The sequence below is a fragment of the Pantoea sp. MQR6 genome, assembly GCF_022761075.1.
Classification (GTDB): domain Bacteria; phylum Pseudomonadota; class Gammaproteobacteria; order Enterobacterales; family Enterobacteriaceae; genus Pantoea; species Pantoea phytostimulans.
The window spans coordinates 1,023,366-1,039,281 of the sequence record NZ_JAKYXB010000001.1 but is presented as its reverse complement, the minus strand read 5'-3'; the positions used below and the strand labels follow the sequence as shown (position 1 = coordinate 1,039,281).

Here is a 15,916-nt window from a genome sequence, read left to right as displayed (position 1 = left end):
GCAAAAAACGCAGGGCTAATGATGGCACATTTTGCGGGTTCTATACCAGTAACATAAGGATATTTCGTGCGGTCGCGTAGAGCTCAGGACCAGGAAAAGTTATGCTGCATTCCATACTTACATGCCTTGTTAGTAAAATATGAACAGAATCGTTTACGTTGAAGATGAACCTGAAGTGGGATCACTGATTGCCGCTTATCTGGGACGTCATGATATTGAGGTCATTGTAGAAACGCGCGGGGATCGTGCCGAGGCAACCATTGCCCAGGAACAACCGGATCTGGTGATGCTGGATATCATGTTGCCGGGCAAAGATGGCATGACAATTTGCCGTGATTTGCGTGCAAATTGGCAAGGTCCCATTGTGTTGCTGACGTCGCTCGACAGCGACATGAACCACATCTTGGCGCTTGAGATGGGCGCGCAAGATTACATCCTTAAAACCACGCCCCCGGCTGTTTTACTGGCTCGATTGCGTCTGCATTTGCGTCAGTCACAGCAAAGTCAGCCTGGCGAAGCCCCTGCGATCATCGCACCGCATAAAATGCTGCGTTTCGGCTCGCTAACCATCGACGCACTCAATCGCCAGGTGACGCTGTTCGATGAGCAGATCGCCCTTTCCACCGCTGATTTTGAGCTGTTGTGGTTTTTAGCCAACCATGCCGGACAGATCCTCAACCGCGATGCGCTGCTGAAAACCTTACGCGGCGTAAGCTACGATGGCTTGGATCGCAGTATTGATGTCGCCATTTCGCGCCTGCGCAAAAAGCTGCATGACAGTGCAACCGAACCTTTTCGCATAAAAACCATTCGTAACAAAGGCTATCTTTTTGCGCCGCAGGCGTGGGATACCCGTTCAGTATGAGAAAGCTTTTTATCCAGTTTTATCTGCTGCTGTTTGTCTGCTTTCTGGTGATGACGTTGCTGGTGGGATTGGTCTACAAATTCACCGCTGAACGTGCCGGGCGACAATCAATGAATGACTTGATGGCCAGCTCGCTCTATTTAATCCGCAGCGAACTGCGTGAAATTCCACCACGCGACTGGAATAAAACCGTTAAAAGTCTCGATCTCGGTTTGTCGTTTGATCTGCATATTGAACCGATGAGTAAATATCAGCTTGATGAGATCGATATGCGGCGCCTGCACGCGGGTGAAATCGTCGCCCTCGACGATCAATATACTTTCTTGCAGCATATCCCGCGCAGCCATTACGTTTTATCTGTCGGCCCCATTCCCTATCTGTTCTACCTTCATCAAATGCGGCTGTTGGACATCGCACTGCTGGTGTTCATCGGCATGTCGCTGGCGCTACCGGTCTTCATCTGGATGCGTCCGCACTGGAAAGAGATGCAGCGCTTAGAAAAAGCAGCGCAACGATTTGGCCGAGGAGAACTGGATGTTCGTACCCATTTTGACAGCACCTCCAGCCTGTTTCGCTTAGGTATTGCCTTTAATCAGATGGCCGAAAACATCAATACGCTGGTGGCCAGCAAGAAGCAGCTGATTGATGGCATTGCCCATGAATTGCGCACGCCATTGGTGCGGCTGCGCTATCGGCTCGAGATGAGCGATAACCTAACGGAAGCGGAGCTAGCGGCATTGAATCGTGATATCGGCCAGCTTGAAAGCTTAATTGAAGAGCTGCTGACCTATGCGAGACTCGATCGTCCGCGTGTCGATTTAAATCTTAAATCATTGGATCTGGCCAATTGGTTGCGCGAGCGGCTTGATGATTTCCGCGCGATTAATCCTCACACGCAAATCGATCTGGATTTACCTCAACGAGAAAATTACGGCGTTTCAGATACTCGATTAATGGAGCGTGTACTGGACAATTTGGTCAACAATGCGCTGCGCTATGCGCAGCAGCGGCTGCGTATCAGCCTGTGGTTTGACGGTTCGCTGGGCTTTTTACAGGTTGAAGATGATGGCCCCGGCATTCCCCTTGAGGAGCGCGAACGGGTGTTTGAACCTTTTGTTCGTCTTGATCCCAGCCGCGACCGCGCCACTGGCGGCTGCGGGCTGGGTCTGGCGATTGTTTATTCTATCGCTCAAGCGTTAAGCGGCAATGTCGCCATTGAAAGCAGCCCGCTCGGCGGTGCCAGCGTTCGCTTTTGCTGGCCGGTTGATCTACCCTTGCGGGACATTCCGCTGCGTTAAAACTTCCACAAGGAGCCCTACGTGTCCTCAGCGTATCAACAACTTAGCGCCATCTTTCAGCGTCTTTCTCGTTTCAGCCATCTTTCTGCCATTGCCGGTTGCGATATGCAAACCACCATGCCGCCGGGCGGCAGTCGTGCGCGCGGTGAAGCACTGGCCGAAATGAGCGTATTACAGCATGAAATTTTAACCGACAAACGCGTCGGTGATTTAATTCAGGAAGCAGAACAGCAGTCGCTGAACGACGTTGATCGCGCTAATTTACTGGAAATACGCCGCGCTTATCAGCAAGCCACACTCTTGCCCGCCTCGCTGGTTGAAGCAAAATCGATTGCCGGTTCACATTGTGAACATGCATGGCGTCAGCAGCGTCCCGCTAACGACTGGAAAGGCTTCTCTGCCAACCTGAAAGAAGTGGTTCGCTTAAGCCGCGAAGAAGCCCAACTGCGTGCCGATGCCAACGGCAGCTCGCGCTACGATGCGCTACTGGATGTCTTCGAGCCAGGCATGACCAGCGCTAAACTCGACAGCACATTTGGTGAGCTTAAAACCTGGTTACCGGACCTCCTCCAGCAAGTGGTGGAGAAGCAGTCGCAGCAGGAGATTATCCATCCGAAAGGCCCTTTCCCCGTTAACGCGCAACGCGAACTGGGTCTGGATATCATGAAGGTGCTGGGTTTCGATTTTAATCATGGTCGTCTTGACGTCAGCGCCCATCCATTTTGCGGTGGTGTGCCGGAAGATGTACGCATCACCACGCGTTATAACGAGAATGAATTCCTCAGCGCCATGATGGGCGTCATCCATGAAACCGGCCACGCGCGTTACGAGCAAAACTTACCGCAGCAGTGGCGTGGTCAGCCGGTAGCGCTCGCACGTTCCACTGCCATTCACGAATCGCAAAGTCTGTTCATGGAAATGCAGTTGGGCCGCAGCCGCGAATTTCTGCAGCGCATGTTGCCGCAGGTAAAGATACAGATGGGTGACCAGCCCGCACTGCAGTCTGATAACTTTGTTCGTTTAACACAGCAGGTGAAGCCGGGATATATTCGCGTAGATGCCGATGAGCTGAGCTATCCAGCACACGTGGTGCTGCGTTACGAAATCGAACGAGCGCTGATCGAAGGCGAGATTGAAGTCGACGATATTCCTGCCTTATGGGATGAGAAAATGCAGCAGTCGCTGGGCATTGATACCCGCGGCAACTATCGCGACGGCTGCATGCAAGATATTCACTGGACCGACGGCGCATTCGGCTACTTCCCGACCTACACCTTGGGTGCGATGTACGCGGCGCAGCTGTTCCAGGCGGTGAAAAAAGCGATTCCGCAGTTAAGTGAGCTGATTCGTGAAGGGGATTTGCAGCCGGTATTTAACTGGCTACAACAGAATATCTGGCAGCACGGCAGCCGTTTTTCAACCGAGCAACTGCTGTTGAACGCCACTGGCGAAGCCCTTAATCCACACTATTTCCGTCAGCATCTTGAACAACGTTATCTGCACAACTAAGCTTTCGGCGGTCGTTTGGCCGCCCTCTTTTCTCATTGCCTTCCTCGCTTCGTACAATCCGTTACACGCCGATACCAATCACCCACGGAAGCCGTGACGGGTTTTGCATATAGTCTTTTCACCGGCCCCGCAGTGGGCTACACATGAAAAAATCGTCCGAGGAATTTTGCAATGAAAAAATTATTTGCGCTGGTGATCGCCGCTGCTATGGGTATCTCTTCTGTTGCTTTCGCTGCTGAAACAACAGCTGCGCCAGCTGCTGCTGCCACCACAACCACCGCAGCGCCAGCAAAAACTGTGCATAAAACTGCACACAAGAAACATCACAAAGCGGCTGCCCAGAAAGCGCAGGCTGCTAAAAAAGTTCATCACAAAAAAGTGGCGAAGAAAGATGCCGCTCAAAAAGCACAGGCCGCTAAGAAAGTTCACCACAAGAAAGCGATGAAGAAAGATGCGGCTCAGAAAGCGCAGGCTGCTAAGAAAGTTCATCACAAAAAAGCTGTGAAGAAAGCCGCTCCGCAGAAAGCGCAGGCTGCTAAAAAAGTTCATCACAAAAAAGTTGTGAAAGCTGCTGCTAAAAAATAAGACTTAGTCCTGAAGCGTGAATGATTAAAAGCACCCGGTTTTGCCGGGTGTTTGTTTAATGGAGTGGCTGAAATGGTGCATCGCTATCGCTTCGAAATTATATTGATTGTGATGATCCTGTGCGGCGTAGTCGCAGCCTGCTTTTTTATTTAGTCGTTGTAGTGTGCTGATAATCCCAATAAAACTCCCTTTTTAACCGCTCACCGACTATAGTTATCGCTCAAGCGTGATGACCTTATCCTCTACTTATTCTCGCCATTGAGAGAACTATGCGCCTGGCTATCTTGTTACTTGTTGGATTATTCAGTTTTAACACCGTTGTACATGCCGATGAAGATGATGACGCGCCCAATCCTGACGAGATCAAGACGCTGTTCTTTGGTAAAGATCACCGTAAAGCGATCAGCGATATCACCGCTGTACCTTGGGATGCCATCGGTCAACTTGAAACCGAGAGCGGCAACCTGTGCACGGCTACGCTGATTTCACCCCATCTGGCGTTAACTGCTGGTCACTGTTTGTTAACCCCGCCCGGTAATTTTGATAAACCGGTGGCGCTGCGTTTTATGGCCAGCGATAAAGGCTGGCGCTATGAAATCCACGATATTGATGCGCGCGTTGAACCTTCACTGGCTAAACGTTTGAAGGCTGATGGCGAAGGATGGATCGTCCCGAGCAATGCGGCTCCGCTTGATTACGGCTTAGTGATTCTGCGTAATCCGCCCTCGGCTATTACACCTATTCCGCTGTTTGAAGGCTCGCGCAGCGATCTTACTGCCGCGTTGAAACAAGCCGATCGTAAAGTGACACAAGCGGGATACCCGGAAGATCACCTTGATACGCTCTACTCGCACAGCGACTGTGTGATTACGGGCTGGGCGCAGCGCGCGGTGCTATCACATCAATGTGATACGCTGCCCGGCGATAGCGGATCGCCTCTGTTACTGAATGGTGATAAAGGCTGGCAATTGATAGCGGTGCAGAGTTCAGCCCCGGCGGCTAAAGATCGTTATCTGGCGGATAATCGCGCCATTTCCGTGACGTCGTTCCGCGATAAACTGGAAGCACTGGCGCAGTAAACGTTTGGCAAAAGCGCATGTGACAGCAATAACCGACACGCGTTGATAAGGCTTCAATCCATATTTAGCCTCGCCCGCCACATCCTTGTGGCCGAGGCTTTATGACTGATGCCAAACACCTATCCGGCAATCTGCTCCATGCTCTGCATAATACGTTTATCTGAGATCGGATAAGGCGTGCCAAGCTGCTGAGCAAATAAGCTGATCCTTAACTCTTCTATCATCCAGCGAATATTCAGCACCTCTTCGTCATCCAAACGCTGTGGCGGCAGTTTATTGCGCCATGCCTGATAAGCCTGCTCAACTGCCTGCACACGGAGCATGCGCGCACGATCGCTGTGCGGATCGACAGGCAATTTCTCCAGCCGACGCTCAATGCCCTGCAAATAGCGCAACGTATCCGCTAAATGTTTCCAGCCGTTGCCCGTGACAAACCCACGATAAACCAAGCCATTCATCTGCGCTTTGATATCGGAAAGCGCCAGAGCCAGCGTCATATCAACGCGCCCTTTCAAACGCTTGTTGATGTTGAACACCACGGTCAAGATCTGCTCAACCTGCTTCGCGATGGTGACCACCGTTTCATTCAGCTCAGCGCGAACTTTTTCATGCAGCTGGGCAAAATCGTCCTGTTGCCAGGCTGGCCCGCCCGCCTCTGCGATCAGCTTATCGATTCCGCAGGCGATACAGTCATCTATCAGCTCCAGTACTTTGCCGTACGGATTGAAATAGAGTCCCAGTTTGGCTTTGTTCGGCAGTTTCTCGTGCAAATATTTAACCGGCGACGGGATGTTAAGCAGCAGCAAGCGGCGTTGACCGCGCCACATCATTTTCTGCTGCTCCTGCTCGCTGTCGAACAGGCGAATCGCGACGCTATCCTTTTCATCCACCAGCGCTGGCCAGGCTTTTACCTGATAACTGCCGCGCTTCTGTTCATAGCTGCGCGGTAAATCACCAAAGCTCCAGATATGCAGGCCGCTCTGCTCCAGCCCGTCATCTGCCACTTTCGACAACGTTTCCTGCACTTTCCCTTTAAGCTGCGCTTTCAGCGCCGTTAAATCTTTGCCTTCCTGCAGCTTACGATTGTGTTCATCGATAATGCGGAAGGTCATTTTGAGATGATCGGGTACCTGTTCCCATTGCCAGTTTTCACGTTCCAGCGTGACGCCGGTCATACGACGAAACTCTCGCGCTAACGCATCCAACAGCGGCATTTCCATCGCGGTCACGCGCCCTAAGAAGGCGTCGGCATAGTTGGGTGCGGGCACCAAATTACGGCGCAGCGGCTTCGGCAGCGATTTAATCAGCGCAATGACGAGTTCGCGGCGAATGCCTGGGATCTGCCATTCGAAACCCTGATCCTCAACCTGATTCAGCAGCGGCAACGGAATATGCACCGTCACGCCATCCGCATCGGCGCCGGGTTCAAACTGATAACTCAGCTTCAGTTTGAGATTGCCTTGATGCCAGAAGTTCGGGTAGTCAAGCTGACTGACCTTATCCGCGCCCTCTTTGATCAGCATCTGCTTATCAAAGTTGAGCAGTTCCGCATTCTCGCGGCTGGCCCGCTTCCACCAGCTGTCGAAATGCTTAGCGGAGACCACCTCTTTGCCGACGCGCTGGTCATAGAACGCAAACAGCGTTTCATCATCGACTAAAATGTCACGACGACGTGATTTGTGTTCCAAATCTTCGACTTCGCTGCGCAACTTCTGGTTGGTGCGGAAAAAGGCGTGACGCGTCTGCCAGTCACCTTCCACCAGCGCATGGCGAATAAACAGCTCTCGGCTCAATGTCGCATCAATGCGACCATAATTGACTTTGCGGCCCGCAACGATAGGCAACCCATAAAGCGTGACTTTTTCCGTCGCCATCACCGCGCCTTGAGCCTTCTCCCAATGCGGTTCGCTGTAGCTGCGTTTGATCAAATGCTGTGCCAGCGGCTCGATCCATTCTGGATCGATGCGTGCAGCGATGCGGCCCCACAAGCGGCTGGTTTCCACCAGTTCAGCCACCATTGTCCATTTGGGCGGCTTTTTGAACAAACCAGAACCCGGGAAAATGGCGAAGCGTGCATTGCGTGCGCCGGTAAACTCTTGCTTGTCGGCATCTTTTTGGCCGATATGCGATAACAAACCTGTCAGCAACGCACAGTGAACTTCGCGGAACCCAGCGGGTTCGCTGTTAACAGGGATCCCCAGTTCACGTACCACCTGACGCAGTTGCGTGTAAATGTCCTGCCATTCGCGCACGCGTAAGTAGTTAAGAAAATCGGTTTTACACTGGCGACGGAACAGATTGCCGGACAACGCCTTTTGCTGCTCGCTGAGGTAATTCCACAGATTAACGAAGGCGAGGAAATCGGACTCTTTATCAGCGAAGCGGCGATGCTTTTCATCCGAAGCCTGCTTTTTCTCCGCCGGACGTTCACGCGGATCCTGAATCGACAAGCCCGCAGTGATAATCATCACTTCACGTACGCAGCCATATTTTTGCGCTTCCAGCACCATACGGGCCAAACGCGGATCGACCGGCAACTGCGCCAGCTGGCGTCCTGAAGGGGTGAGTTTGTAGTGCCCATCCTCTTCGTTCAGCGTCAGCGCGCCCAGCTCTTCCAGCAGGCGCACGCCGTCCTGAATATTGCGGCGATCGGGCGCTTCCACAAACGGGAACGCAGCGATATCGCCTAATCCCAGCGCGGTCATCTGCAAAATTACCGAAGCCAGGTTGGTACGCAAAATTTCAGGATCGGTAAAGGCCGGGCGACTCAGGAAATCATCTTCGGAAAACAGGCGAATACAGATCCCTTCCGATACGCGCCCGCAACGCCCTTTACGCTGATTTGCCGACGCTTGAGAAATTGGCTCAATCGGCAAGCGCTGCACTTTGGTACGGAAGCTGTAGCGGCTGATACGCGCGGTGCCGGGATCGATAACATATTTGATACCCGGCACGGTCAACGAGGTTTCTGCCACGTTGGTTGCCAGCACAATGCGACGTCCGCTGTGCGACTGAAACACGCGGTTTTGCTCAGCATTGGATAAGCGCGCGTAGAGCGGCAAAATCTCGGTATGCGGTAAGTCACGCTTGGTGAGTGCATCCGCGGTATCACGGATTTCACGCTCGCCGCTCATGAATATCAAAATATCACCGGCGCTTTCATGGCCCAGCTCATCAACGGCATCGAAAATGGCTTGTAACTGATCGCGGTCGCCATCGTCAGCGTCTTCCACAATCGGGCGATAACGCACTTCAACCGGATAAGTACGGCCTGAAACTTCAATTACCGGCGCGTTATTAAAGTGACGTGAAAAACGCTGTGGATCGATAGTGGCTGAAGTAATGATGATTTTCAGATCGGGACGACGCGGCAACAGCTCGCGCAGATAACCCAACAGAAAATCGATGTTAAGACTGCGCTCGTGCGCCTCATCGATAATAATGGTGTCATATTGCAGCAGCAGGCGGTCTTGCTGAATTTCTGCCAGCAAAATACCGTCAGTCATCAGCTTCACTTGGGTCGTTTCGCTGACCTGATCGTTAAAGCGCACCTTGTAACCGATGCAGCCACCCAACGAGGTATCCAGCTCATCCGCAATACGGTTCGCTACGGTACGTGCAGCCAGGCGACGTGGCTGCGTGTGGCCAATCAGCCCTTTCACGCCGCGTCCCAGCGTTAAGCAAATTTTTGGCAGCTGCGTGGTTTTACCCGAACCGGTTTCACCGGCCACGATCACCACCTGATGTTCGCGAATCGCGTCAGCAATCTCTTGCTGCTTTTGGCTGACCGGCAAATTTTCGGGGAAAGTGATGGTTGGCGTGGCCGCGATGCGCTGTGCAACACGCTGTTCAGCTGCGGCAAAATCTTGCTCCAGCTCCGCCACAATCCCTTGTTGCGCTTCACTATTTTTAACTTTTTTTGCGCCATGCAAACGACGCTGCAAACGCTGCCGATCGCGCAGCATCACAGCATCAAGCCGCGACCAGAGCGGCGCGAGAGAAGAATTATCCGGTGATGACATAGTAATGACGTACCTTACTCAGACGGTGTCGCTGTGAAATACAGCGCCCAATGGGGCTGGGATAACCAGCTGATTCAATAAAATAATTGTGCGCATAATAGCACATTTCAGGCGTTGCCGAGACCGGGCGCACGTGAAGCTTATTCAATAAATTCGAACATAGATCTCGAAATATTGCGCTTTCACCGTGCCGCTGATATCCGTAGAGTGTAAAGCATTGAGCGGGAAGCCTTCCGCATAACAGACAGGAAAATACCATGAGCAAAGTTTTAGTTCTGAAATCCAGTATCCTTGCAGGCTATTCACAATCAAGCCAACTGGCTGACTTCTACGTTGACCAGGCTAAAGCCAACGGTGACGACGTTACCGTTCGTGACCTGGCAGCAAACCCGATTCCGGTACTGGATGGTGAACTGGTTGGCGCACTGCGCCCGTCTGACGCTCCACTGACACCGCGTCAGCAAGAAGCGTTGGCGCTGTCTGATGAGCTGATCGCTGAACTACAAGCCCATGACGTGGTTGTTATTACTGCGCCTATGTACAACTTCAACATCCCAACGCAGCTGAAAAACTACTTCGACCTGATTGCGCGTGCTGGCGTCACGTTCCGTTACACCGAAGCGGGCCCAGAAGGTCTGGTTAAAGGTAAGCGCGCAGTCATCCTGTCCAGCCGTGGTGGCATTCATAAAGACACCGCTTCTGACCTGTTAACGCCATACGTAAAGCTGTTCCTTGGCTTCATCGGTATCAGCGACGTTGATTTCGTCTTCGCTGAAGGCATCGCTTACGGTCCAGAAGTGGCAACCAAAGCCACTGAAGATGCTAAAGATGCAATCAAGCAGATTGTTGCTGCTTAAGCTTTTGATGCCGTTGTACCTTGCCGGGCTTAATGCCCGGCTTTTTTATGCGCGTTAACCTGTGAATAAATGCTGTCGCGACGGTTACTTCTTTAGCCATTGTCCGTTTATCCCACGCACATACTCACCCGCTTCGGCCCTTCTCACCAGTTTTTGCCCGGCAATGCTGGCCACGTCTGAGGTGGTGAGATTGTTTTGCTGCGCCAGGCGCTGATACTGCGCGCTGCGCCCTTCATTAATACGCTTAACCAAAGCCAACGTCTCATTATCCTGCTCACGGGCAGCGATATAGCCGGAAAGCGTTTCGCCTACCCGACCTTGCTGGCGCGCTTCATCCAACGTGATCGCCCACGCCGGTTGGGCAACTATCCAGACCAAAAGCAGCACGGCGCTGATGCGTTTCATGCAGTTTCTCCTCAGAACAGATCGCTCTGGTTTTTCAATAACGCTTCCACGTCTTTATCCACTTTGATATGAATTTCATGCTCAATTTTTACATTCATATTGATCGTGATCGGCTCCTTGGGTGCGGCGACTTCAATGCGCGGCACGCATCCGATCAGCGGCAGCCCGGCGGCTAAAACCAGTAATGCCCTAAGGCTCATGGTTGAGGGTCCTTTTTCGATGGCAAGGTGGCGTTTTGCTCCACCCAGGATTGCAAATTATCGCCAAAACGCAGGCTGCGCCATAGCTGGAACAGATTTTCCTGATGACGATAGTTGAGATTAACGGTTTGATTACGATTGCTGAAGCGGCTTGTCCCTTGCACCTGCGCATCCATCGTCAGGTCGCCCAGATTATCCAGATTGATGGTGGCCCACGAGCGGGAAATTTCCATGTAACGCAGCCAACTCATTGCCGCGCCCGCTGCCATATTGTTGCTGGTAATCGCATCAGCCATGTCTTTGTCCAGCCTGAATGTCAGCGACCCGCTGTTGGCAATCCAACCCTTTTCAATCAGCCAGCGTTGATGATTAAGCCACAGCGGCAATTCACCGTTAACCTTGCCGGACATAGCAAACTGCTTGGGTTTGATGGCGGTAATGAGCTCACTCAAACTGATATCACGCAGCGCAACACGAGCAACCTTGTGTTGCGGCATGCGTAACGATGGCAACGTAATTTGCCCGCCGAGCAAATCCAGGCTGACGTCCTGCAGCGTTAATGGATGTGATTCCGTCCAGGGATAAGCCCCCTGCAAATCGGCACGTATGTTCTGCAGGGCAAACTGATTTTTTACCTCAGCGATACGCAGTGAAACCGGGCCGCGCACGCCCAGTTGCCAGCGCTGCTGCTTAAGGCGGAAAGGCAATGAGAAATCGACGCCATTGATTTGGCTGTCAGGCGTCCAGACGCTGCCCTGTTTGACCGTCCAGTGTCCGCCCGCTTCAAAACCTTGTTCCGGCGCGGCAGAAAAGGCGATTTGCGCGCGCAGCTCACCGGACTGAATTTTCATCTTCAGATCCTGGCTCAGTAAAGGTTGAAAAACAGTGAGCGATTGTGCTGGCCACCAGGCTTCGCCGCGCAGGCGTTCGCCATCCCAACGACCGTGGACGCGCAATGGGCCAATATCGCCTGCCTTTAGCTCACCGCGCCAGATAAAGTGGCTTGGATCGCGCCCTTTGGCTTTAAATTCCAGATCTGAGTTGGGTAACCAGCCGCCGTAGCTAAACTGCGTTTGCCCCGACTGCATTTTGAACCCGCCATCAAACGACGGGCGTTGCACATCTCGCTGCCAGTTAACCGGCGTCGTCAGCGTTAAACGCGGCTTACTGACCTGCACCATGCCATATTCCAGCTGATTGAACCCCGTTGATAAGGTATCGAGATGAATCAGCGTATCCTGCCAGCCGCCAGTGCCCTTCACATCCCACTTTGCATTGAGCGGCAACATTTCGCCGCCCCCCCAATAACGCCAGTTCCATTCGCCTTTATCTGGCCAGAAATTATTTGCCCGGCCATCAAGGTGCAGCAAAAACTTTCCGAAGCTGGGATCGTGGGCTTTTAGAATCGCCTGTAATCGACCATCAATACCTTGCGAAGAGAGTCGCACGCCGGCCAGCGGCCAGCGGGCTTCATCAACGTCCAGCGTGGCCAGCAACCGCCCGCGCAACCGCAGAAGCGCGCCAGGTTTTAACGTCAACAACGGATCAAGAACCGAGCCGCTGAGCTCACCTGGAATGGTGCCGTACAGCTGCATCTCCGCGAGCTTGCTTTCGCCGGTGAGCTGAAACGGCAGCTGGCTTTGCGTCATACTCAGATGACCCGGCCCGATCCCTAAAACGACGTTGCCTTTGCCGCCGCGCCCTTGGGTTAACAGATTAAGTCGGCCTGTTATGCGCGCAGCTTCCAGCCCGGCTTGCCAGTTATCCAGCGTCAGGTTGATAAAGCCCGACAGCGGCTGTGCATCCAGCGGCCAGTAATATTGCCCTTTTTCGATGTGGATCTGCTGCGCGCTGGCCTGCCACGGCAAACTTAACAACGGCTGCGGAATGCCCTGCATCATCACTTTTAACATGCCTTGCTGCTGTTGCCAGTCAAGCGTGACGTCAAGCGGATCGGGGAGTGCCCCCAGTGACAGTTGCCCACTCACGTTACCGTTCACCGGTAAGCCATCGGCGAATTTCGGTAACTCCAGCTGACCACTTACGGTAACCGGTTCAGGGAGTGCGCCATTTTTAAACGTCAGTCGCTGAATGTTGAGCTGCTGACCTTTTAACGTCGCCTCAAGCTGTAGGTTGTCGCCCTGATAATGCAACTGCTGCTGACCGCTCTCTAGCGCCAGATCCAACTGACCGGCATACGCTTGCCAAGGTGCAATGATCAGTTGATCAATATGCAGATCGGCGCCAGGCAGCATGGCTTGCCATTCAGCCAGGCTTTTGGGTGCAGAGGGATTATCGTTTGTGGCAGGAATGTGTTGCAGACATTCACTGTTTACACTGACTTGCCCCGCGTTGAGCCGCCAACGTGAGAGATGCCAGCCCAGTGAAGCGTGTTCAACCGAGGCTAAGACGCAATCGCCGGTCAGATAGCGAATGTGAGGAAACCACACGCCGCCGTCACGCCAGCGTGGCGTGCCTTCCAGTTCGATTCGTGTTTCAGGAGGCAGCCAGATGCCGACCAGCCGCGGCAGCCATTGTGTGATGGTGAGCAATAAACCCAGCACCAGCAGAATCAGCGCCAGAATCGCAGCAAGTCGTCGACGGAAAATCCGCGGCATGACAGCAATAATCCTTTTTCTTACAGTATCCTGACAAAGATGATGGCATGTTACGCGCACAAGGTGAAGGATTGCCGGCGAGATGATGAAGCAGATTCAGCAAAGCGCGGCAGAACACGTTATCCTTGGAATATCCCCGTATGCAGGAGCAAAACGATGAAAATCGCGGTTTACAGCACCAAACACTACGACCAGAAATATCTCGAGCAGGTGAATCAGGAGTATGGCTACGAACTGGTTTTTTTCGACTTTTTGCTGACCGAATCCACGGCCAAAAATGCCGTGGACTGCGATGCTGTGTGCATCTTTGTGAACGATGATGGTAGCCGCCCGGTGCTTGAGGAGTTGGCTGCGTTAGGTGTTAAGCACATCGCACTGCGTTGTGCTGGTTTCAATAATGTGGATTTAGCCGCCGCGGCTGAGTTGGGCCTCAACGTGGTGCGTGTTCCTGCCTATTCGCCTGAAGCCGTGGCGGAACATACGATTGGCCTGATGATGACACTTAATCGCCGCATTCATCGCGCCTATCAACGCACCCGAGATGCCAACTTTTCTCTGGACGGTTTAACCGGTTTTAATATGCATAACAAAACCGCAGGCGTGATCGGCACCGGCAAAATTGGTGTGGCGACGATGCGTATCTTGAAGGGATTTGGTATGCGCTTATTGGCCTATGATCCTTACCCAAGCCAGCAAGCGCTGGAATTAGGCGCCGAATATGTTGACCTCAAAACGCTGTTTGCTGAGTCAGACGTGATTACGCTGCATTGCCCGTTAACCCCCGAGAATCATCATCTGCTCAACGCAGGCGCTTTCAGCCAGATGAAAGATGGCGTGATGATCATTAATACCAGTCGCGGCAGTTTAATCGATTCACAAGCAGCAATTGATGGATTGAAACAGCAAAAGATCGGTTCGCTTGGCATGGATGTCTATGAAAACGAACGGGATTTATTCTTTGAAGACAAATCAAATGACGTGATTCAAGATGATGTTTTCCGCCGTTTGTCAGCCTGCCATAACGTGCTGTTTACCGGACATCAGGCTTTTTTGACTGCCGAAGCGTTGACGGCAATATCACAAACTACGCTGAGTAATCTCAGCCAGCTCGAAAAAGGCGAATCTTGCCCTAACCAGCTTTCAGCGTAAAAGACGCGGGCCGGTTTAGCCGGCCCTCTACGTTAACGTGCGCAGCGTCCGCCAATCAACGCTTGTTCATCACAGCGGCGGCCATTAACCAACTGGCACATCCCCACGCGTGAACCATCTAACTGATGCGAAAACGCCAATGTTCCACCGGCACCCGCACAATTACTCTCGGCTAAAGAAGACATCACAACGTGGGGTTGGATATGGGCGGCGGTAGCTTGTTGTGGCGGTTCATTGTCATCACTGTTGCTGCTACAGGCGGATAGCAACAAAGCGGCGCCGGCCAGCAGAAGGGTGGCAGCTTTCATCAGTCAAACTCCGGGAATTGAGGTTAGGGGCGGAGTCAGCATATGTCAGGCAGCGCAAGGGGTCGAGAGGTGAAACAGCTTTTTACAAAATTTCCTGGCTAGCTTTACAAGCAGAATTATCTTGTTTAGCGCCATGCTTGGTTTGACAGATTAAAAACGGTTCTGATATTTCGGAGAAAAGCCATGTTAACGGATATGCTAATCCGCATCGCCCTTGCCGGCGTGTTAGGTGGATTAATTGGGATGGAACGCCAGATGCGGGCCAAAGAAGCGGGCTTGCGCACCCATATCTTAGTGGCGATAGGCAGCGCGATGTTTATGCTGGTATCGAAATATGGCTTCGCCGATATGCTCAACGATCAACATGTTTCTCTGGATCCCAGCCGTATCGCTGCGCAAGTCGTTAGCGGCATGGGCTTTTTGGGTGCGGGTACTATCCTCATCCAAAAGCAGGTAGTTAAGGGCTTAACCACCGCCGCCGGACTTTGGGTGACCGCCGCAATCGGTTTAGTGATTGGTAGCGGCATGTATGAAATCGGCATTTACGGCACGGTTTTAGCTTTAGTGGTGCTGGAAGTCTTCCGCCGTCTGAGCCATCTACTGATAGGCAAACATCATACCATTGTGGTGTTCCTTAAAGCGAAAAGCGTGCCGCTGGTGTTATTGGTGTTACAGCGTGAAGGCATTCGCTATGGACATATTGCTGTGGTAAATCGCAATCCAGAAACGGGTTTATGTGAACTTAGCGTCCATGTGACGTTGTCACACAAAGCCAAAGATGCGCATCTTTATGAGAAAGTCATGGAAATCAAAGGGGTGCAGTCGCTTGAACTGATTTGAATCTCATTAAAATGAGATGCCCTTGCGTGAGCTATTACCACCACTCAGAAGAGAACGCGGTGTTTAACTTCGGCTTTCGGTTAAGCGTTGATCATCAACGCCAGCGTGCTTTGCGATTGCTGAATCAGCATAGCGAAGCGTTACCGCTTGAGATTCATCAAATATTTTTAAGTGACAACGT

General features: G+C 52.4%; 13 protein-coding genes. 8 read left to right on the top strand and 5 right to left on the bottom strand.

Going from position 1 to position 15,916, the window contains the following annotated elements; genetic code table 11:
• Positions 1-139 precede the first annotated feature (139 nt).
• The 5 genes from rstA to MUG06_RS04795 all read left to right on the top strand — a co-directional run bounded on the left by rstA (position 140) and on the right by MUG06_RS04795 (position 5,336).
• Positions 140-865 carry a two-component system response regulator RstA gene (gene rstA / locus MUG06_RS04815; RefSeq protein WP_215846760.1) on the top strand — a complete coding sequence of 242 codons (726 nt, stop codon included), beginning with the start codon at positions 140-142 and terminating at the stop codon, positions 863-865.
• Positions 862-2,163, top strand: coding sequence for a two-component system sensor histidine kinase RstB (gene rstB, locus MUG06_RS04810; protein WP_243077880.1), 1,302 nt, complete (start codon positions 862-864; stop codon positions 2,161-2,163). Before rstA ends, rstB begins: the two co-directional genes overlap by 4 nt.
• 21 nt (positions 2,164-2,184) lie before the next feature.
• Positions 2,185-3,672, top strand: a complete 1,488-nt coding sequence (locus MUG06_RS04805) for a carboxypeptidase M32 (protein WP_243077879.1) — start codon at positions 2,185-2,187, stop codon at positions 3,670-3,672.
• 171 nt (positions 3,673-3,843) lie between these two features.
• On the top strand, positions 3,844-4,257 hold the full coding sequence (gene asr, locus MUG06_RS04800; protein WP_243077878.1) for an acid resistance repetitive basic protein Asr: 414 nt from the start codon (positions 3,844-3,846) through the stop codon (positions 4,255-4,257).
• 269 nt (positions 4,258-4,526) lie between these two features.
• On the top strand, positions 4,527-5,336 hold the full coding sequence (locus MUG06_RS04795) for a serine protease (RefSeq protein ID WP_243077877.1): 810 nt from the start codon (positions 4,527-4,529) through the stop codon (positions 5,334-5,336).
• A gap of 119 nt (positions 5,337-5,455) precedes the next feature.
• Here MUG06_RS04795 and hrpA read toward each other — a convergent pair whose 3' ends face one another.
• Entirely contained in the window at positions 5,456-9,358 is a 3,903-nt protein-coding gene (gene hrpA, locus MUG06_RS04790; protein ID WP_243077876.1) for an ATP-dependent RNA helicase HrpA, read from the bottom strand.
• A 257-nt stretch (positions 9,359-9,615) separates the two neighbouring features.
• Here hrpA and azoR point away from each other — a divergent pair, with 257 nt between their 5' ends.
• Positions 9,616-10,215, top strand: coding sequence for an FMN-dependent NADH-azoreductase (gene azoR, locus MUG06_RS04785; RefSeq protein ID WP_215846755.1), 600 nt, complete (start codon positions 9,616-9,618; stop codon positions 10,213-10,215).
• A gap of 84 nt (positions 10,216-10,299) precedes the next feature.
• Here azoR and MUG06_RS04780 read toward each other — a convergent pair whose 3' ends face one another.
• From MUG06_RS04780 to MUG06_RS04770, 3 genes are read right to left on the bottom strand one after another with little or no spacing between them, the layout of a single operon-like run.
• Complete coding sequence (locus MUG06_RS04780) at positions 10,300-10,620, bottom strand: YdbL family protein (RefSeq protein WP_243077875.1); 321 nt, start codon at positions 10,618-10,620, stop codon at positions 10,300-10,302.
• 11 nt (positions 10,621-10,631) lie between these two features.
• Positions 10,632-10,820, bottom strand: a complete 189-nt coding sequence (locus tag MUG06_RS04775; protein ID WP_215846753.1) for a YnbE family lipoprotein — start codon at positions 10,818-10,820, stop codon at positions 10,632-10,634.
• Positions 10,817-13,438, bottom strand: coding sequence for a YdbH family protein (locus tag MUG06_RS04770; protein ID WP_243077874.1), 2,622 nt, complete (start codon positions 13,436-13,438; stop codon positions 10,817-10,819). Before MUG06_RS04770 ends, MUG06_RS04775 begins: the two co-directional genes overlap by 4 nt.
• A 156-nt stretch (positions 13,439-13,594) precedes the next feature.
• Here MUG06_RS04770 and MUG06_RS04765 point away from each other — a divergent pair, with 156 nt between their 5' ends.
• Positions 13,595-14,587 carry a 2-hydroxyacid dehydrogenase gene (locus tag MUG06_RS04765; RefSeq protein ID WP_243077873.1) on the top strand — a complete coding sequence of 331 codons (993 nt, stop codon included), beginning with the start codon at positions 13,595-13,597 and terminating at the stop codon, positions 14,585-14,587.
• Between the two features lie 32 nt (positions 14,588-14,619).
• Here MUG06_RS04765 and MUG06_RS04760 read toward each other — a convergent pair whose 3' ends face one another.
• Complete coding sequence (locus tag MUG06_RS04760; RefSeq protein ID WP_215846752.1) at positions 14,620-14,895, bottom strand: DUF333 domain-containing protein; 276 nt, start codon at positions 14,893-14,895, stop codon at positions 14,620-14,622.
• 183 nt (positions 14,896-15,078) lie between these two features.
• On the opposite strand from MUG06_RS04760, the gene MUG06_RS04755 reads away from it, so the two are divergent.
• Positions 15,079-15,735 (top strand): MgtC/SapB family protein, encoded by a 657-nt coding sequence (locus tag MUG06_RS04755; protein ID WP_215846751.1) that lies wholly within the window; start codon positions 15,079-15,081, stop codon positions 15,733-15,735.
• Positions 15,736-15,916 lie beyond the last annotated feature (181 nt).